Source organism: Hyphomicrobium sp. DY-1 (assembly GCF_047497105.1).
Taxonomy (GTDB): Bacteria; Pseudomonadota; Alphaproteobacteria; order Rhizobiales; family Hyphomicrobiaceae; genus Hyphomicrobium_B.
In genome coordinates this window covers 1,413,813-1,432,140 of sequence record NZ_CP134870.1, presented here as the reverse complement: position 1 = coordinate 1,432,140, position 18,328 = coordinate 1,413,813, and the positions used below count along the sequence as shown (strand labels likewise).

General features: G+C 59.8%; 15 protein-coding genes. 7 read left to right on the top strand and 8 right to left on the bottom strand.

Going from position 1 to position 18,328, the window contains the following annotated elements; genetic code table 11:
- Positions 1-28: 28 nt before the first annotated feature.
- On the bottom strand, positions 29-2,365 hold the full coding sequence (locus RLW41_RS06745) for an AsmA family protein (protein ID WP_414464007.1): 2,337 nt from the start codon (positions 2,363-2,365) through the stop codon (positions 29-31).
- A 301-nt stretch (positions 2,366-2,666) separates the two neighbouring features.
- On the opposite strand from RLW41_RS06745, the gene RLW41_RS06740 reads away from it, so the two are divergent.
- Positions 2,667-3,386, top strand: coding sequence for a thermonuclease family protein (locus RLW41_RS06740; protein WP_414464006.1), 720 nt, complete (start codon positions 2,667-2,669; stop codon positions 3,384-3,386).
- Between the two features lie 65 nt (positions 3,387-3,451).
- Here the strand turns inward: RLW41_RS06740 and RLW41_RS06735 are convergent, their stop codons facing one another.
- Positions 3,452-5,257 carry an OmpA family protein gene (locus RLW41_RS06735; RefSeq protein WP_409561140.1) on the bottom strand — a complete coding sequence of 602 codons (1,806 nt, stop codon included), beginning with the start codon at positions 5,255-5,257 and terminating at the stop codon, positions 3,452-3,454.
- A gap of 624 nt (positions 5,258-5,881) precedes the next feature.
- Here RLW41_RS06735 and RLW41_RS06730 point away from each other — a divergent pair.
- The 4 genes from RLW41_RS06730 to RLW41_RS06715 all read left to right on the top strand — a co-directional run bounded on the left by RLW41_RS06730 (position 5,882) and on the right by RLW41_RS06715 (position 8,151).
- Entirely contained in the window at positions 5,882-6,469 is a 588-nt protein-coding gene (locus tag RLW41_RS06730; protein WP_409561139.1) for an HdeD family acid-resistance protein, read from the top strand.
- 163 nt (positions 6,470-6,632) lie between these two features.
- Complete coding sequence (locus tag RLW41_RS06725) at positions 6,633-6,872, top strand: lipoyl domain-containing protein (RefSeq protein WP_013949644.1); 240 nt, start codon at positions 6,633-6,635, stop codon at positions 6,870-6,872.
- Between the two features lie 13 nt (positions 6,873-6,885).
- Positions 6,886-7,647, top strand: a complete 762-nt coding sequence (gene fabI, locus RLW41_RS06720; protein ID WP_414464005.1) for an enoyl-ACP reductase FabI — start codon at positions 6,886-6,888, stop codon at positions 7,645-7,647.
- Between the two features lie 15 nt (positions 7,648-7,662).
- Entirely contained in the window at positions 7,663-8,151 is a 489-nt protein-coding gene (locus RLW41_RS06715; protein ID WP_414464004.1) for a MaoC/PaaZ C-terminal domain-containing protein, read from the top strand.
- A gap of 3 nt (positions 8,152-8,154) precedes the next feature.
- Here RLW41_RS06715 and RLW41_RS06710 read toward each other — a convergent pair whose 3' ends face one another.
- The 4 genes from RLW41_RS06710 to RLW41_RS06695 all read right to left on the bottom strand — a co-directional run bounded on the left by RLW41_RS06710 (position 8,155) and on the right by RLW41_RS06695 (position 12,375).
- Positions 8,155-9,138 (bottom strand): zinc-dependent alcohol dehydrogenase family protein, encoded by a 984-nt coding sequence (locus tag RLW41_RS06710; protein WP_414464003.1) that lies wholly within the window; start codon positions 9,136-9,138, stop codon positions 8,155-8,157.
- 95 nt (positions 9,139-9,233) lie between these two features.
- A complete protein-coding gene (locus tag RLW41_RS06705) occupies positions 9,234-9,962 on the bottom strand; it encodes a CBS domain-containing protein (RefSeq protein ID WP_414464002.1) in 729 nt (242 codons plus the stop codon).
- A 10-nt stretch (positions 9,963-9,972) separates the two neighbouring features.
- On the bottom strand, positions 9,973-10,386 hold the full coding sequence (locus tag RLW41_RS06700; RefSeq protein WP_409561134.1) for a phasin family protein: 414 nt from the start codon (positions 10,384-10,386) through the stop codon (positions 9,973-9,975).
- A 96-nt stretch (positions 10,387-10,482) separates the two neighbouring features.
- A complete protein-coding gene (locus RLW41_RS06695) occupies positions 10,483-12,375 on the bottom strand; it encodes a PHA/PHB synthase family protein (protein WP_414464001.1) in 1,893 nt (630 codons plus the stop codon).
- Between the two features lie 125 nt (positions 12,376-12,500).
- Here RLW41_RS06695 and RLW41_RS06690 point away from each other — a divergent pair, with 125 nt between their 5' ends.
- Positions 12,501-15,236, top strand: coding sequence for a bifunctional acetate--CoA ligase family protein/GNAT family N-acetyltransferase (locus RLW41_RS06690; RefSeq protein ID WP_414464000.1), 2,736 nt, complete (start codon positions 12,501-12,503; stop codon positions 15,234-15,236).
- On the opposite strand, the gene RLW41_RS06685 is transcribed toward RLW41_RS06690, so the two are convergent.
- Together RLW41_RS06685 and RLW41_RS06680 are read right to left on the bottom strand one after the other, a co-directional pair.
- Positions 15,233-15,622, bottom strand: coding sequence for a host attachment protein (locus RLW41_RS06685; protein ID WP_414463999.1), 390 nt, complete (start codon positions 15,620-15,622; stop codon positions 15,233-15,235). The genes RLW41_RS06690 and RLW41_RS06685 overlap by 4 nt on opposite strands.
- Positions 15,623-15,685: 63 nt before the next feature.
- On the bottom strand, positions 15,686-16,252 hold the full coding sequence (locus RLW41_RS06680) for a hypothetical protein (RefSeq protein WP_414463998.1): 567 nt from the start codon (positions 16,250-16,252) through the stop codon (positions 15,686-15,688).
- A 182-nt stretch (positions 16,253-16,434) separates the two neighbouring features.
- Between RLW41_RS06680 and RLW41_RS06675 the strand changes: the two genes are divergently transcribed.
- Positions 16,435-18,327: a PAS domain S-box protein gene (locus tag RLW41_RS06675; RefSeq protein ID WP_409561129.1), complete on the top strand. Its 1,893-nt coding sequence runs from the start codon at positions 16,435-16,437 to the stop codon at positions 18,325-18,327.
- Position 18,328: the final 1 nt, after the last annotated feature.

Below are 18,328 nucleotides of genomic sequence, written 5' to 3'. Positions count from 1 at the left end.
GAAGCGAAACTCAGCCGTGAAATTTCTGCTAATTTTGATCGTCTGCCTTGCCGAATAATTGGTTCAGCAGCTTCTTGGCTTTCTTCTTCGTCTTTTCGGTCTGCGGATCCTCGTCGCCCTTCTTTCCAAAAAGAGAGTCGACGATTTCGTCTGAATTCTTCCCTTTGAGTTTTTTACCGATGTTCTTGATGGCATCCATCGTCTTGTTCGGGTCGGCGAGCACCCCGTTGAGATCGGGATGATAGCTCGGATGATCCCAGGACCCGGTAATCCTTACCGGGACCTCAATGCCGGAGGCCTGTGCATTGCCGCCTTGGCCTTCGAGTGACGCGATGAGCTTCGGCTTCACGGTATAGTCGACGGTTCGTTGCGGCATGTGGATGACGCCGCTGCCGGTCGCTCGCAAAAGCGGACTGACAAGCTGCAGATCTTGGTTCTGCGCGACGCCATTCGTAACCGTAAACGTCGCGGCCAGCGCGCTGAAATCCGTTTTCTCCGTCGGCGACGTCCTAAGCGCCCCGAGGTTGCCCTGCGACAGTCCGCGCAGCGCGCCGGGCAGATTGAAGCCGACGATGGCGCCGTTCGAGAACTGGAACCCGGCGTTGCCGTTCAGGCTCTCGATCAATTGCAGCTGGCTGGCACCGTTCGCCGCGAGCTGCAGCTTGACGTTGGCGTTGCCCGACACCCAGCCGAAGTTGGCGGCATCCTTCAGGAACGGCAGCGCCGACACGCTGTCGAGATTGAAATTGGCGCCGATGTTTGCCGTATCGGCCGAACCGTTGAGCGTCAGCACGCCGCGACCATGGCCTTCGTAGAGTGCAACGTCGTTGAATGACGCCTGCATCGCCCGATTGTTGACCGTGACATCGACCGATGACTGCCCGATCGAAATATTCTTGAAATGCAGCTTGCCGACGGAAAGCCGCGCTTTACCGTCTGCAATGCCTAAGAGCGTAAGGTTGAGGCGCTCGCTTGACCAGCCGGCGCGCTGTTCGACGCCGTAAACCTTGGTGCCTTGCTTCTGCAGAAGCTTCTGAATCTCGTCGGGGCCGGCGGTAGGCGCGGCCGCCGGTCCCGGATGGGCCGGAGCATTCGCACTTTCAGTCGCCAGCGCGCCGACGACGGCGTTCGTTAGATACTTATTGAGATCGAGCGCGGAAATCGCAAGGTTCGCTTCAACGAATGGCCTCGCACCGCCCGTCGTCACCTTGATCGTGCCTTTCGCCGTTTCGCCGTCGAGCGCGAACGTCGCGTTCGAAAACTCAGTGACGTTGTCGGCCGTCTGCAGCTTGCCTTCGATTGACAGCGGCCCGAAGCCGGTGACGGGGGGCAGTCTGGAACCGAACCATTCGGCAAGCTGGCGAGCGGAATCCGCCTTGGCCGAAACTTGGCCGTCGAGAATCGCGCCATCCTGAACGGTCAGGTCGCCGCTATAGGAGGCATGGATCAGCCCGTTCGAGGTCGAGAATGTGAGATGTGCGGGTGCGTTCATCAGCAAGCCACGCACGTTTTCGATTTTGCCATCGAAATCGAGACGCTGGTCGCGCCAGACGAGATTGCCGTTTGCAACAAGCGGACTTTCCAGCGACGGCAAGCCGAGCTTCACGTTGATGCCTGACACCTGGGATTTGCGCCCAGTTCGGTCGTCGCTGAAGCGGATCGTTCCATCCTCGATGCGGACGTTATCGAGCTGCACATTCGAGACGGATGGAATGGCAACCGAATTGCCCTCGACCTCAGCGACGGCGACATCGAAAGCGCCTGCGTCGCGCAGTGTCCCCGCCCTCTGCAACTCGGCGACCTGCGTCGGCGCGCGATTGGTTGCGAATTTCCAGTTGTTCCGTCCGTTTTTGTCGACGTGAAAGTCGAACACCGGTTGGCGAAGCGTCACGGCATTGATTTTCGGCCGCTGCTGCAGAAGCGACATTGGCTCAACGCTCACCTGAAGCGCTTCGGCATGAAGCAGCGTGCCGTCCATTCCTGCAGGCGCCGACAACGACACTTCATGCAGCGACACGCCGAGTTCGGGGAAGAACGCAAATGTCGCCGGTCCAGCAATCACGAGGTCGCGGCCGGTTCGCGCTTTTACCTGTTCGGTGATTTTTTGCCGGATGAAGTCGCTCGGCGGATTGAGCACGAGATAGCCGACGCCAGCCCCACCGACGAACAGGACGACGAGAAGGAAATAGACGACGCCCATGAGCAAGCCACTGCGCCGGCGTGGCGGCGGCTTGCGCGGGCTCCCCGGCGGCGGTGGTCCGCGGCGCGGTCCTGAACCGAGGGGCGCGCGCTCGAACGCCGGCCGCTGGGCTGCAAACGGCGGCAGCGGCGGCGGAGCGGGCGGCTGCGGATATTGGGAAGTCATTCAAGTCCTCGTTGTCGTCGGCCTCGGGCGCCGCGCGCAAAGCACGCGAAATATCGCGGCGAATTATGTCACTTGCGGGCCGCTGGCTGCGGCGCAGGGTCTGTCGTCATTGTGCGCGATTCCCCACCGCGATGTCGAAGTCGCGCCCTTCATTCCATCGACACGCTGCGAAGTCCAACGGCCGAGGCGGAACGCTCCCGTCTCATGAGCATCCTCGCGCGGTTGTATCGACTCGTGAAACAGCAAGAAATCACCATAACGACGCCCATGTTGCGACACCGCCGAGCGCGATGTTCGCCAAATGTTCATTAAATCGCCTGTCCGGCACCCCTCGCGTACGAGCGTTGGCGTTGCGACGCTCGTTATCGCACTGTTTCCGCTCGTCGTGCATGCGTTGCCCGGCGACGACGGCCAACCCGCGATCATCTCGGGTATCGGCCATGTCGTCGATGGTGACACGCTCGATGTTGGCGCGACCCGCATCCGTCTCGAAGGCATCGACGCGCCTGAAATAGCGCAGACGTGCCAAACAGCATCGGGTGAGACGTGGAACTGCGGCGTTGCCGCCGCCGCGATGCTGCGCAAGCTCGCCGAACATCGGGACTTGATGTGCGAACGCAAAGGCACCGATCGTTATCGGCGCGTGCTCGCGACCTGCTTTGCGGATGGCGTCGATATCGATGAGGCCATGGTCCGCGTCGGACTTGCCTGGGCGTTCGTCCGCTACTCGAAAAGATACGTCGCCGTCGAAACGGAGGCGCGGAGCGCCAGGGTCGGCGTTTGGCAAGGTGCCGCGGAAGCACCTTGGGATTTCCGCCACAACGAATGGCAGGTCGCCGAAACGAGCGCGCCCAAAGGCTGCGCGATCAAGGGCAACGTCTCATCCCGCGGCCGCATCTTTCATATGCCGTGGGATCCTTGGTACGACCGGGTCAAGATGGAACCCGGCAAAGGCAAGCGTTGGTTCTGTTCTGAGCAGGAAGCCATCGAAGCGGGATGGCGGCCAGCCTCGGCGAATTAGCAACGGCGCGTCCAAAAGAAATCCCGCCGCTTTGCAGCGGCGGGAGCAGTGATCGTCGAGAACCTTTAGTTACGTCCGGGCGGTGGGCCATCGTAACCCTGGTCATCGGGACCGCCATCGTCCGGTCCGCCATCACCAGGACCGCCAGGGCCGTCGTCATATTGGCCAGAGCCCTGCGGCGGCGGAGGAGGCGCGCCAGCGTTTCCGCGAGCCAGAAGCGGCGTGATCCGGCGAACGGCGACACGACGATTGAGCCGCTCGGGAGCCTGGGTCGGCACCTTCAGATATTCTTCGCCATAGCCTTGCGTCGTCAGGTTCTCAAAGGGGATCTGGAACTGCTGCGTCAGCACTTCCGCAACGGATTCCGCGCGCCGGTCGGAGAGCGAAAGGTTGTCCTCCGGCGAGCCGACAGCATCCGTATAGCCTTCGATCATGAACACCTCATCGGGATGCCGATGGATGATCCGGAGCATGGCGCGCGCGATCCGGTCGAGCTTACCGTACTCGCTCGGATTGACCTCCCACGAGCCGAAATCGAACGTGATGTCGTCGAGGTCCACGCGGCGCATGCGGTCGCGAAGCGCAGCCGTCGCCCGGATTTCATCGAGGGTATATCCCCCACGGAAATCTTCGACCGGCGGTGCGCTCAGTGCCTCGTAAACGTCTTCGTCGCTCGCGCGTTCGTAATCGACGATGTACTCGTCGCGCGGAATGGTGACACGCGGCGGCGGCACGTCGAGCACCGAATTCAGGATGGCGGCCCCAGCAACGACGCCGACACCGATGCCGATTCCGGCCGCGAGATTTCTGCCGAAGTTGTCATGACGGCGGCGACGATTGTCGATGATGATGAAGTCGCGCCCGTCGGGTCCACGGCGATACCGGCGAATGAGCTGGCCGTTGGCATCCGTCTCCGAATAGATCTTATAACCGCCTGGGCGGTCGATCACGGCGACGTTCGTACCGCCTTTTCCGCGTTCGAAGCGGGCGTTCGGCGCGACACGCCGCAACCGCTCGGTATCGTCGTGTTGAATGAAGACGCGATTGTTCTCGCGGTAGATCCGGCGCTTACCCGGCTCTTCGATAACGACGCCTTTGCCGCCATCGAATTTCACCTCTTTGCGTTGGCCGCGCATCGCCTCGAAACGCCGCTTGGCTTCGGCTGCCGTTTGCGGTCGCTTGTTCGGCGCAGCGAAATTGGGCGTTACCGGCCTGTTCGGTTGTCCCGGATTGACCACCGGCGCGGGCTGCGTGCCCGGAGTGACGCGCTTCCAGCCCTGCTGGTTCTGCGGCTTGTTCGGCTGGCCTGGATTGACGACGGGTGCAGGCTGCGTGCCCGGCGTGACGCGCTTCCAGCCTTGCTGGTTCTGCGGCTTCTGCGGCGGCGCATTGTTCGGTGCTTTGTTTGGGCCGCCGAACTGGTTGTTGAAGTTCTGCTGGCCCGCGTTCTGATGCTTGGGGCGCTGTTGTGGCTGCTGCTGCGGTACCACCGCCTTATTCACGACCGGTGGCTGTGGCGGCTTCGGCTTGACGAACGCATTCGGATTTCCTCCAGCGCCGCCATTTCCGAAGTTCTTCTGCTGCGCGTTTGGCTGTTTCTGCTGCTGGCCGAATGCCGGGTTGCCGTGCTTCTCCGGACGCCCACCTTGCTGGCCGAAATTCTTCGGTTGCCCCTGAGGCTTTCCGGGTTGCCCCTGCGGCTTGCCCTGCTGCCATTGATTCTGGCCGCCGTTGCCTTCCTTTTCGTGCCTCTTGATTTTATCTTCTTTGTTAGGCGGCCGCTGATCGTCCGCCATGACGACTGCGGGCGTGACCGTCAGTGCCGTTAGAAGCGACGCAGCGGCGAGAGCAGCGTGTCGGCTGGAGTTCATGGCATTTCCTCGAATTTTGTCGCGTCCTGGTCGAACGCTGCGAATCGATTTCCGTTTAGTCGTTAGTACGTCGGCGTCGCGCTTTCACGGCAATTGTGCCGTCGGCAATCTATTCTCGAAGCCCAGGCGGATAAGGGCAGCCGTATGAAGCGAACGTGAATAGGTTGCGGCCAAATCATGGCGAATAAAAATCGGCAGCGGTTGGCGGCTTTAGCCGTCGCTAAAATCAGAGTGCGGATTAATGCACGGCGCGTAACTCGCTCACGGCTTCGACAAAAGCGGGCGATGGCCACGCCGACCACGGCTCGCTCGGTCCGGATTGGAGGGGGCTTGAGAAGGCATGAGAACGAACGCGACGCGCTGCTCGCGGGCATGCTTTGAAGCAGCAAAGCTGCGTCCGGCCTCTACAACTTTTCTTTCGCACCGTTTAACGATCATTAACGCCGTTCTTGCGCATCTGTGCGGTGCAGTGCGTTGCGGCGGATCAACGCCAAGTGCGGATTTTAATGTGCTCGGTCGTAAGACATTCACGACTTTGCACGCTTGGTACGGCACCAAGTCGCGAACTGTCGTAAGATTAGTGCCCGTGCTTGCTGCGTTACCCGCCCAGACAGGAGCTTGAAAATGTCATTCGATCCATCAGACGTCCGCCGTATGAGGCAGGCGCTCGTAACGTCGCTTCACGAGAATTGGAAAATGTTCCTTATCGAAGGGATTGTTCTCGTCGTTCTCGGCACGGCAGCGATCATAGTGCCGCCGATCGCGACCCTCACAGTCACGTTCTTTATCGGCTGGCTCCTTCTCTTCAGCGGAATCGCCGGCCTCTTTACGACATTTTCCATGCGCCCCATGCCAGGCTTCTGGTGGTCGTTGCTCTCGGCCATCATTGGCATCGGTGCCGGTCTCATTTTGCTCTTTTCGCCCGCCACAGGCGCCGTTTCGCTGACGATTGTGCTCGTCGCCTTCTTTATCCTTGAAGGCATCGCGTCAGTTATGTTCGCGCTCGAACATCGCAACGAGCTTCCCGGTGCCTGGGTCATGATGTTGTTGAGCGGCATCGTCGATCTGGTGCTCGGCGCCATGATCTTCTTCGGCCTGCCGTCATCGGCGGCATGGGCGATCGGTCTGCTCGTCGGCATCAACATGATCTTTGGCGGCTTCGCCCTGATCGCGATGGCGCTGCAGGCTCGCAAGATCGAGCCGGTCGCGTAACGCGGACAAATTCAGAAAAATATATTGTGCTTTTTCGCTGCATCGTCTTTCGCGATGCAGCGAATTTTTTTGACCAAGATCATTATAATTGTACGCAGGTGCAGCAAGAGTGCGCCCGCCCGGCGAAAAACAACATCATCGCCGAGGGGCAATCGGAGCTGACATGTCTGACATCAAAATTGACGAAGCCCTGTGGGCCTCAAGCATCTTCCCGGAAGGCACGCTCGTGCGCTGGCTTGTCCCCGACGGCGCAAGCGTCGCGGCCGGACACGGCATCGCGGTCGTCCGCATCGAGGATGCCCTGCACGAGATTACTGCGCCCTCGGATGGTCGTATCACCATCGTAGCCGGCGAAAATAGTGTCGTCGATCCAGGCGCTTTGATCGCAACTCTGTCCGAGTGAGGTGAGACACCGCATGTCGCTCACTGGAAAAAAGGGCCTTGTCGTCGGCATCGCCAACGAACACAGCATCGCCTACGGGTGCGCGAAAGCTTTTCGTAACGCCGGCGCCGATCTCGCAATCACCTATCTGAATGCCAAGGCCGAACCTTACGTTTGCCCGCTCGCCGAAGAGCTCAAAAGCCCGATTATCGTCCCTTGTGACGTGCGCGACCCCGGCCAGCTCGAAGCGGTGTTCGCGCGCATCGAAAAAGAGTGGGGCAAGCTCGACTTCCTGCTGCACTCCATCGCCTTTGCGCCGAAGGATGATCTCCACAGCCGCGTCGTCGATTGCTCGCAGGCCGGGTTCTCACTCGCGATGGACGTTTCCTGCCACTCCTTCATTCGCATGGCGCATCTCGCCGAGCCTCTGATGAAGGACGGCGGCTGTCTGCTGACCGTCACCTTCTACGGCTCGGAAAAGGTCGTCGACGAATACAATCTGATGGGGCCGGTGAAGGCCGCGCTCGAATCCTCGGTGCGTTATATGGCGGCCGAGCTTGGCAAAAAGAACATTCGCGTTCACGCCCTGTCGCCGGGACCGCTGAAAACCCGTGCTGCGTCCGGTATTGATCGCTTCGATGAGCTGCTGGATCGTACGCGCGAGCGCATGCCCGACCATCAACTCGTCTCGATCGACGATGTCGGCAACGTCGCTGCGTTCCTGGCGGACGATAACGCCAAAGCGCTCACCGGCAATCTCGAATACATCGACGGCGGCTATCACATTCTCGGATAGCGCCAAGGAGACTTCATGGAGACGTTGACCAATCGCACTTTCGACGAACTCAAGGTCGGCGATAGCGCCAGCCTCGTGCGGATGTTGACCCACCGCGATATCGAGCTGTTCGCTGCGGTGTCCGGAGACGTCAACCCCGCGCACGTCGACCCCGAATTCGCGAAGAGCGATATTTTTCATGGCGTCGTGGTGCACGGTATGCTCGGTGCGGCATTGATCTCGACGGTGTTGGGTACGAAGCTGCCTGGCCCTGGCACGATCTATCTCGACCAGACGCTGCAGTTTCGGCATCCGGTGCGCGTCGGCGATACCATAACGGTCACTCTGACGGTCGCCGATAAAAATGCGAAGAGCCACCGCGTCAATCTCGATTGTAAGGTGGTCAATCAGAAGGGCGACGAGGTTATCACCGGTGTCGCGACCGTCATGGCCCCGACTGAAAAGATCTCGCGCCCACGTGTCGCGCTCCCCCAAGTCGAGGTTCTAGACGGCCCGGCGCAATAAGCATCAGGGAACAAGAACGGCGGCGCCGGAGAAACGTCCGGCCCGCAAGTCGGCAAGCGCTTCATTGGCGCGGGCGAGTGGATAGACGGTCGTCGTCGTATGGACTCCAGCCTTCGGCGCAATGTCGAGAAACTCGTGCGCATCCTGGCGCGTGAGATTGGCCACCGACCGGATCTCCCGCTCTTCCCATAGAATATCGTAGGGAAACTGCGGAACGTCGCTCATGTGAATCCCGCCGCAGACGACGCGGCCGCCTTTGCGGACCGCCTTGAGTGCCGCTGGAACGAGGCTGCCGACAGGCGCAAAAATAATTGCGGCGTCCAGTTTGTTGGGCGGCACATCGTCTGAGCTGCCGGCCCATACCGCACCGAGCGAGCGCGCGAAGTCCTGCGCTTGGTTGTCGCCCGCTCTCGTGAATGCGTAAACCTCGCGTCCCTGCCAGATGATGACCTGCGCGATGATGTGCGCCGCCGCGCCGAATCCATAGAGTCCGATACGCTTGCCGTCGCCTGCCATGCGTAACGACCGCCAGCCGATCAGGCCCGCGCACATCAGCGGCGCTGCGGCAACGGGATCGCTGAAACCCGGCATCGCAAAGGCGAAGTCCGCATCGGCGATCACATGCGTGGCAAATCCGCCGTCACGCGTGTAACCGGTGAAAAGCGGAAAGTCGCACAGGTTCTCGCGCTCTGCGAGGCAATAGGGACAGTGCCCGCACGTATGGCCGAGCCACGGCACGCCGACACGCTCGCCGATTTTGTGGTCGTGAACGTCTGCGCCAAGTGCATCGACGATGCCGACGATCTCGTGCCCTGGAATAACGGGATGCTTGGGATCGGGAAGATCGCCATCGATGACGTGCAGGTCCGTCCTGCAAACCGCACATGCTTCGACTCGAACGCGGATCTCGCCTTTTCCGGGTTGCGGGTCAGGTCTTTCTTCGAGGGTCAGAGGCTCTCCGACGGCTCGGAAGACCATGGCTTTCATTAGCGAACTATCTTTCGGAAACGAATGAGCGATGATCGCAATTCTAGCGCGACCATCGCATGGGCATCAATCGCGCGGCACGCGGTCAACTCGATTTACGCGCGAGCCAGAGATGCCTTTTCGTCCGGCGAGTAGACGACTGTGCCGGACATCGGATCGACCCAGGACAGGTGATTGCGCACCTGTTTGACGCCGGGAACGTTCTCAGTGGCGACAACGGCCGCTTCGTCCTGTCGATAGGCTGTATAACAGCCCCAGAGATCGACGACGCCATCCTTGACGGTGACGTTCAGAAATTCGTTTGCAGCCCAGGGCAGGGTTCCGAGCGCCGTGATGACATTTTTGCGGATGTCTGTATCGCTGTCGTCGACGCTCGTATTGCGCACGAGGCCCGACAACGTCTGCAGCAAGTTCGCGCGGCTCAGAATGCCGACAACCGTGCCGTCTTTCACGACCGGCACGCGCTTGATCCGGTTCTTCTCCATGATATGGATGACTTCGCTGAGCTCCATATCGGGCGAAACACTGATCGGATCGCCAGTCATCACCTCTGAGACCTTGCGGCCGTGCGTGCGAATGTATTCGTTGGCAAGCGTCTCCGAGCCCGTCAGCAAATCGCGCCAGAACGAGCGCTTCACTTCCGTGCCGGTCTCGGCCCGGCGAAGACAATCGCCTTCGGTGACGACGCCGACGAGTTTGCCATCGTCGGAAACGACCGGCAGGCCGCTTATCCTGTGATCGAGCATCAGCTTGATCATCTCGGTGAGCGTTGCATCGGGGCGAATGGAGATGACCTTCGTCGTCATTACGTCGCTGGCTTTCATGACGCTTCTCCTACGCAGTGCCGGCCGGGTGAGACGCACATTTACCGGAACAACTGCAATCTTTCGAGGTAAATGTACCCGCGCCGTCGAACGCCGTCCGCGTGGCAGTCCACGTCAAATCGGCAAGCTGATTGAACTCAGACGAATAATCTTTCGACGCCTGTTGCCAGAACTCGGCAGCGGCGGCCACCACATCGTCTGCTGTCTTGCAGCCCGCGACTTGCTGCGGAAATCTCATGTCCTTCATCCAGCGGGAACCGAGAAAATGCAGCCAGCTTTGCGCCACTTGGCCACCGAGCTGAAGCGCGGGCCCTCCCCAGAAGGCCATATAGGCCGTCATCGGATTGAAGGCGTTGAGCATCGGCGCGATGCCGGGTGCCGGAACCTGTGTGTTCATGTCGTTTCTGGCAGGTCGATCAAGCATGCTCTTCACTCCTATGCTTGCGCCGTGAAATGATGGATTTTCGTCCTCGGCCATTCCAGCGCTTTGACGAAGGTCAAGACAGGAAACGCCTGGACATCACCTTTGCAGTACGTATGTGCCAGGGGCCGGGCACAGAGGCTTCAACCCATTCTCCAGCGAGCCCATCGATGGCGGATCGACTATTCCGGTCGACATGCGGGCCAGCCATTCGGCCCAGGCGGTCCACCACGATCCCTCTGTCTTCGGCGTCGTTGCAAACCATGTGTCGGGATCGACGAACTTGTCGTTTGCGAGCTTGGTCGCCATCCGGTAGCTGCGGTGCGGTGTGCCGGGCGGCGAGACGATGCCGGCATTGTGGCCCCCGCTTGTCAGCAGGAACGTCACGCTGGTATCGCTCAAGATGTTGAATTTATAAACCGACCGCCACGGTGCGACGTGGTCGGTCTCGGTGCCGATCGCGAAAATCGGCACACGGAGATCGGTCAGCGCAATGGTGCGGCCGTCGACCTTGAAACGTCCCTCGGCAAAATCGTTGTTGAGGAACAGCGATCGCAGATATTCCGAATGCATCCGGTACGGCATTCGCGTCGCGTCAGAATTCCACGCGAGCAGATCGAAAACCGGCTGCCGCTCGCCGAGCAGATAATCGTTGACGACGTGCGACCAGATCAGATCGTTCGATCGCAGCAACTGAAAAGCGCCAGCCATTTGCGCGCTATCGAGAAAGCCCTGCTCGGCCATCATGTCTTCGAGCAGCGTGATCTGGCTCTCGTCGATAAAGAGCGTCAATTCGCCGGCCTCGCGAAAATCGGCTTGCGCGGCGAGCAGCGTCAGGGTCGCGAGGCGATCGTCATTCTCGTTGGCCATGGCGGAAGCTGCAATGGAAAGCAGCGTGCCGCCGAGGCAATAACCCGTCGCATGGATTTTGCGATCGCCGACGATCCGTGTGATCGCATCGATTGCAGCCATCACGCCAAGGCGCCGATAATCAGCGAAGCCCAGATTGCGATCACCCGCGTCCGGATTGCGCCATGAAATAATAAAGACCGAGAAGCCTTGCGCGGTGAGATATTTGACCAGCGAGTTCTCAGGCCTGAGATCGAGAATATAATACTTCATGATCCACGCCGGTACGATCAGAACCGGCTCGGCATGTACGGTCTCCGTGGTCGGCTCATATTGGATCAGCTCAATGAGGTGGTTGCGATAGACGACCTTTCCGGGAGTCACGGCAACCGTTTCGCCGACCTTGAATTTCTCTGCTCCCGGGGGAGCCTCCCGCGAGCGCAGGCGCTTCACATCATCGAGATAGTTCGAATAGCCGCGAAGCAGATTGAGCCCGGCTTCCGACTGCGTGCGGGAAAGCACGTCCGGGTTGGTCGCGACGAAGTTTGCCGGAGCAAAAACGTCGAGCATCTGGCGTGTGATGAAATCGACGCGATTGAGGCTCTGCTTTTCAGCGCCGCGAACGCGTGTGGTTGCCGAATGCCACCATTCTTCACCAAGCAAAAAGGCTTCCGCGAAAACATTGAAGGGATACTGCTTCCAACCGTCAGAGACGAAGCGATGATCGTGCGGTTGCGGTTCGACACTCGGCGGCAAGGCCGCATTGCTGCCCATAGCTTGCTGCGTGAATGCTAGCAGCCGCATCCACTGGCGGATGCCTTCACCCATCAATTCGAGCTGCAGCCCTGGCGACACCGCCATGTGCGAGCCCCAGTCGACGAAAGCTTCGGCGCAAGCGGCGGGAGAGAGCCCGCCGGTCATTCGTGCGATCAGGTAATGGACGTAGCGATCAAGTTCTGGCTGCTCGGGCGTGGGCAGCGACGTGGGCTTAAATTTTGCCGCTTCGGATCGCGTTCCCGACTGGTCGGTTAGAAGTGCGGTTGCGGTCGAATGCGGCGGCGGAAGAGCATTTTGCACGTTGGTTGGCATATGCACGAAAATGCCCTCTTTGCTCGATTTGTCCCGCGGCTTTGATACGCTCATTGCATTAAATCTCATTGACGCAGCGCAAGTGAGCAATTGCGAGAGATTATTGATTCAGATCAGAACAGCAGGTGGCGCGGTCACTTATTGGACATGGGCATGACCTTGATTAAGGATTGGGGCTGATGACTGTTCGCAATTTGAACTACCTGTGCGCGCCGCGCTCGGTTGCATTAATTGGAGCCAGCAAGCGTCCAGGGTCAGTGGGCGCGACCGTTTTGAAGAACCTGCTTGAGGGTGGCTTCAAAGGTCCGATCAGCCTCGTAAACCCCAAATACCGCGATATCGTCGGCCACCGTTGCTACTCAACTGTTGCCGACCTGCCGGAGGTGCCCGATCTCGCTGTGCTGGCGACACCGCCCGCTACCATCACTGGCCTTATCGAGGAGCTGAGCGCCAAGGGAACGCGAGCTACAATCGCACTTGCGGCCGGTATGGGCGAGCAGAAAAAGGCGATGATTGCGGCTGCACAGCCGAATTGCCTGCGCATCCTCGGTCCGAACTGCATCGGACTGATGGTCCCGAACATTGGCCTGAATGCCAGTTTCGCTCATCGCGCGCCACTCGCCGGAGACTTGGCGTTCGTTTCGCAATCGGGTGCCCTGGTGACGGCAGTTATCGACTGGGCTGCCGGCCGCGGCATCGGCTTTTCTCACGTCGTCTCGCTCGGTGAGATGGCCGACATCGACCTGGGCGATATGCTGGACTATCTTGCAACCGCCGCCAACACCCGCGCCATTCTTCTCTACGTCGAAGCCGTTACCCACGCGCCGAAGTTCATTTCAGCCGCACGCCGGGCAGCGCGCATGAAGCCCGTCGTTGTCATCAAGACCGGCCGTCACGCTGGCGGCGCCCACGCTGCGCTATCGCACACCGGCGCCTTGGCCGGTTCCGACGCCGCTTACAATGCTGCTTTCCGCCGTTCAGGCATCCTGCGCGTCCTAACGCTCGACGATCTCTTCGCAGCAGCCGAGACTTTGTCGCATGTGCCGCGGCTCGGCGGCGACCGGTTGGCGATTCTGACGAACGGCGGCGGTGCAGGTGTCTTGGCCGCTGACGAACTGCAGGACTGGAAAGGCACGCTGGCGGTGTTCGGACCCGATACGATCGAAGCGCTCAACCGCGTACTCCCGCCGACGTGGTCGCGCGGGAACCCCGTAGATATCATCGGCGACGCCGGAACGAAGCGCTACGCAGACGCGCTTGAGGCACTGCTGCACGATCGCGATTCCGATGCGGTTCTCGTTCTTCACTGTCCGACGGCGACGGTATCTGCGACCGACGCGGCTAAGGCTGTCGTCGACACGGTTGCTGCACATTCGGAGCTGGTCGCGGATAAGCCAGTCATGGCGTGCTGGCTCGGCGACGGTGCCGTCCGCGAAGCACGTGCGCTTTTCAAAGCAAACAAGATCCCGACATTCGAATCGACATCCGCCGCCATCACCGGGTTCATGCAACTCGTCGATCACGCACGCTCGCAGACTGAGCTAATGCGGACGCCACAAATCGCGGCTGGCGACCACAAGTATCACTCGCGATCTGCCGGTCGGGAAATCCGAAAGATTCTCGAAAGCGGCAGAACTGTCGCGTCGGCGCTCGAAACCAAGACGATCCTGGCAGCGTATGGCATTCCGACGGACAAGGCAGTTCTGGCGTCCGATCCAGCGGCCGTTCGCTCTGTCGCGGCCGGCATTCTGAAAAACAACGACGCGTGCGTCATCAAGATCGCCTCGCCCGACATCTCGCATAAATCGGACGTCGGTGGCGTACACCTGAACCTTGAAAGCGAGGCAGCCGCCGAACAGGCGGCGGTCGATATGCTGGCGAAGATCAAGGCCAAATTGCCGAAAGCCCGGATCGACGGCTTCACGGTTGAGCCGATGGTCAAGCGGCCGGATGCGCTTGAGACGATTGTCGGTATGAGCGTCGACCAGACTTTCGGTCCGATGCTTCTCTTCGGTGCAGGCGGTGTTGCGGTCGAAGTGCTGCGCGATAGCGCAATGGCGTTGCCGCCGCTCGATATGCATCTCGCGCACCAGATGATCTGCGAAACGCGGATTTCTCGGCTGCTGAAGGGCTATCGCGATCACGCTCCTGCCGACATGGACGCCATCGCCGATACGCTCGTTCGCATTAGCGACCTCATCGTCGACCACCCGGAGATTCGCGAACTCGATATCAATCCGCTGCTCGTCGACAAAGACGGCGTGATCGCGATCGACGCGCGCATGAAGCTTGCAAACGAAGACGCGAACCCGCGTCTGCCGCTCGCCATAAGGCCTTATCCCGCTCACCTTGAACGAGAGATTTCAATCAATCCGGTGGGCAAAGTTCTCATTCGGCCCGTGCGCCCCGAAGATGAGCCGGCTTTTGCTAAGTTCTTTTCGCAGATCTCCGAGGAAGATGTCCGGCTACGGTTCTTTACCGGCCGTAAGACATTCCCGCACCCGTTCCTCGCGTCGTTGACGCAAATCGACTACGCCCGCGAAATGGCATTCGTCGCAATCGACGCGAAAACGAATGAAATGATCGGCGGTTCGCGCCTTGTCCTCGAACCGGATCAGACGCGTGGCGAATTCGGTATTCTGGTCCGGTCCGATCTCCACGGCCACGGCCTCGGCTGGCAATTGATGTCAGCCTTGTTGAGCTACGCCCAGCACGAAGGCGTCGAGCAGATCTACGGCCTCGTCAACGTGGCCAATACCCATATGCTCGACATGGCGAGGGACCTCGGTTTCGAAACGCGGCCCTACGATGGCGACTCGTCGATCCGCGAGGTCGTTTGGCATCCGGCGGCATCGGCGCTCAAAGTGCCAGCTGTCCAAGCTGCTCAAAAGACGCCTGAAAAGACGTCGTCCTAAAACAGGGAGACGTCGGCTAGGTGTTGTGCGATCTCACTAGTCGGGACGTCGGTCAAATCCATCTCGATCTCGGCGATGACGGTCTCGCGAACGGCGGGGCTGATCATTTTGCGAAGCTTGCCCAGCATCACCGTCGGAGCGACGAGAACCAGCCTGTCGAACGAGCGGCTTTTGAGTCGGTTTGCCAACATGGTGCTGAGCTGGCTAGCAAACAGCCCATCGAGCGCCTTGGTTAATCTCGGTCGCTCTTCCTGAGGCGCGGGGTCCGACCGGTATGGATAGCGTCCGTCCCCGACGGCGTGCTCGAAAAATGCACGACTGTTCCCGAGCGCTTCGAGAATCCGCGCGCCGCTGCTGTCCGCAATTAAGATCCAGGTACGTTTCACTATTGCTGCCCTTCCCCAGTCCCAATGATCAGGCGTCGGGGCGGCAGTCCGAATTGACCTCGATCAATTGAGGTTGCTCATAGTAAGGACTTTGAAACCTTCGTAGGGCCACGGATTGGCGGCCGCCCAGCCCCAATAAACTTGGCGCTCCGCGGGAGTTAAGGTCTTGGGCAGAAGAGGCCCGAGCAGGGTTTTTTCCCATTCGACATGCTCATGCCGCCGCTCTGCTGCGTTGCGGATTAAAAATCCCAGCATGCTGCTCTCGACCGGCTCGCCCTTAGCGATCATGTCGAAACATTCAGCCAGTTCGTCATTAATGCCCGAGATCTCGATATGCTGTCGGGTCAGCGGTGTGAAACATCTGCACACATCGGAAATAGCTTCATGGCGCCGGGCGATGAGCGGCACGATAACTTCGTCCTGCAGCTTTAGATGCGCTGCCCATGTCGATTGCAACAATTTCGACAGGATGTCGATTGTTGTTGTATTCAGCGATCCAGGTAGGCTATCGGCCACAGCTAGCAGGGACTTGCAGATGTCGAGCTGCAGAGCGCAATCTGCTTTAAAGCGCGCCGCCGGGTGCTCACTGTCTGTCGTTCCTGCCATGTAGGGGCGGTTGTTGGTAGCCATAACGTCTCCAATCGGATGTCTCGAATTTCGTGGAATTGTCACGAAACTGCTTTGACCGAGATCAGTCGATGGCTGGGACGCACGGGGACACGTCATCCCGATCCGCGGATCGCAACATCTGGATTGCAAGGCATTGAGGCATTAGAGTGGATCAGGAAGAACCAGTCATATCAAGGTCTGCCATGCTAAAGGCGATCCTGGAGTCGGCGGTCGCTGCGATCCTGGCAATCGACAGTTCAGGCCGCATCCAAAGCGTCAATCCGGCCGCCGAACAAATGTTTGGCTATTCCGCCGACGAGATGCTCAACAAGCCGATCAATATGCTGATGCCGGAGCCGTATCAGTCCCAACACGACAGTTATCTTCAGCGCCATTTGACGACCGGCGAAAAAAGGATCATCGGCGTCGGCCGCGAGGTGCAGGGTCTGCACAAGGACGGCACCGTTTTTCCGATCCATCTTTCGGTGGGCATGTTCGAGGTCGGTGGCCGGAAATTCTTCTCCGGTATCATCAACGATCTGAGTGCGCGTGCGCGATTGCAGGCCGAGATCGACCGTCAGTCTCTGCTATTTCAGGCTGTCTTCGATCACGTTCCGGAAGCGCTCGTCATTTCGTCCCCGGATGGAGAGATCATTCTCGTCAATCCGGCGGCGACACGCATGTTCGGGTACACGTCCGATGAAGCCATGATATCCGATCTGTCGAACCTTTTTGCCGATCCGCATGATTTTCACAAACTCGAGGATGATCAGGCCGACAGCACGGGCAGCCGGACCATCCTGACGTCGCTCCGGCGGCGCGACGGGACGAGGTTTCCAGGCCAAGGTCACGTGGCCGATATCGTTGGCGCCGATGGTTCGCGCGTCGCGGTCGTCGGTCTCTTTCGCGACATGACTTCGGACATCAAACAGAAAGAAGCCGCGCTGAAATCGCAGCGGCTGGAAGCCATCGGCCAGCTCAGCGGCGGCATCGCTCACGACTTCAACAATCTGCTGACCATCATCTCCGGAAATTTGGAGCTGCTTGAAGAGACAATCACCAATCCGCAGGATCACGAGCTTCTGACGCGCGCGGCGCGTGCCGCTGACTCTGGCGCGCGATTGACCAATCGTCTCTTGACGTTTGCGCGCCGCCGTCAGCTTGCCGCCGAGGTGATCAATCTCAACGAACAGGTTCGCGGCATGACCGAATTGCTGCGGCGAACGCTCGGCGACACGATCGAATTGCGAACCCATCTGGCGCCCGATCTGTGGCTGGCGCGCGTCGATGCCGGCGAGGTGGAAGCCGCTGTCATCAATCTCGCGATCAACGCTCGCGATGCGATGCCCGACGGCGGCAAGCTCACGATCCGGACTGACAACGCGACGCTCGAAGAGGGAGAAATCGGCTTTGAAGGCCCGCTGACCGCTGGCGAATACGTTCGCATTTCCGTCTCTGACAACGGCATCGGCATGACGAAAGAAACCTTGCACCGTGTGTTCGAGCCGTTCTTCACGACCAAGCCGCCAGGTCGTGGCACCGGCCTCGGTCTCAGCACCATCTATGGCTTTGTGAAGCAGTCGCAAGGCAACATCACGATCTACAGCGAGCCGGGCACCGGCACGACCATCAATCTCTATTTGCCGCGCAGCGTCGATGCCAAAAATGCCCAGCAGTCGTCGCCTGCTTCGGAGGCGCACGAAGCCACCGGCGAGACGGTGCTCGTCGTCGAGGACAATCGCGACGTCCGCGCCCTGACGGTGAAGCGGTTCGAACGCCTCGGCTACCGCGTCGTCGAATGCGTCACTGGCGCGGAGGCGAAGGAAGCGTTGAAGGGAGGCCTGGCCGTCGATCTGGTCTTCACCGACATCATGATGCCGGGCGGCATGACAGGGATCGACCTCGGCAAATGGATCGCAGCAAATCGTCCAGGACTGCCGGTTATCCTGACGACCGGGTTCGCCGAAGAGATCGCAGGGACCACAGCATCGGGCGATGAGACATGGGCGATTTTGCGCAAGCCATATGCTCAGAAGGATTTGGCAAACATCCTTCGCGCGGTCCTCGACAAGAAAGCTGCTGCGCCGTCGTCCTGAG

What these genes read in the sequence shown, in the direction of transcription:
- RLW41_RS06745 (WP_414464007.1), bottom strand. Translation starts at nt 2,365, where the DNA reads ATGACTTCCCAATATCCGCAGCCGCCCGCTCCGCCGCCGCTGCCGCCG.
- RLW41_RS06740 (WP_414464006.1), top strand. Translation starts at nt 2,667, where the DNA reads ATGTTCATTAAATCGCCTGTCCGGCACCCCTCGCGTACGAGCGTTGGC.
- RLW41_RS06735 (WP_409561140.1), bottom strand. Translation starts at nt 5,257, where the DNA reads ATGAACTCCAGCCGACACGCTGCTCTCGCCGCTGCGTCGCTTCTAACG.
- RLW41_RS06730 (WP_409561139.1), top strand. Translation starts at nt 5,882, where the DNA reads ATGTCATTCGATCCATCAGACGTCCGCCGTATGAGGCAGGCGCTCGTA.
- RLW41_RS06725 (WP_013949644.1), top strand. Translation starts at nt 6,633, where the DNA reads ATGTCTGACATCAAAATTGACGAAGCCCTGTGGGCCTCAAGCATCTTC.
- fabI (WP_414464005.1), top strand. Translation starts at nt 6,886, where the DNA reads ATGTCGCTCACTGGAAAAAAGGGCCTTGTCGTCGGCATCGCCAACGAA.
- RLW41_RS06715 (WP_414464004.1), top strand. Translation starts at nt 7,663, where the DNA reads ATGGAGACGTTGACCAATCGCACTTTCGACGAACTCAAGGTCGGCGAT.
- RLW41_RS06710 (WP_414464003.1), bottom strand. Translation starts at nt 9,138, where the DNA reads ATGAAAGCCATGGTCTTCCGAGCCGTCGGAGAGCCTCTGACCCTCGAA.
- RLW41_RS06705 (WP_414464002.1), bottom strand. Translation starts at nt 9,962, where the DNA reads ATGAAAGCCAGCGACGTAATGACGACGAAGGTCATCTCCATTCGCCCC.
- RLW41_RS06700 (WP_409561134.1), bottom strand. Translation starts at nt 10,386, where the DNA reads ATGCTTGATCGACCTGCCAGAAACGACATGAACACACAGGTTCCGGCA.
- RLW41_RS06695 (WP_414464001.1), bottom strand. Translation starts at nt 12,375, where the DNA reads ATGAGCGTATCAAAGCCGCGGGACAAATCGAGCAAAGAGGGCATTTTC.
- RLW41_RS06690 (WP_414464000.1), top strand. Translation starts at nt 12,501, where the DNA reads ATGACTGTTCGCAATTTGAACTACCTGTGCGCGCCGCGCTCGGTTGCA.
- RLW41_RS06680 (WP_414463998.1), bottom strand. Translation starts at nt 16,252, where the DNA reads ATGGCTACCAACAACCGCCCCTACATGGCAGGAACGACAGACAGTGAG.
- RLW41_RS06675 (WP_409561129.1), top strand. Translation starts at nt 16,435, where the DNA reads ATGCTAAAGGCGATCCTGGAGTCGGCGGTCGCTGCGATCCTGGCAATC.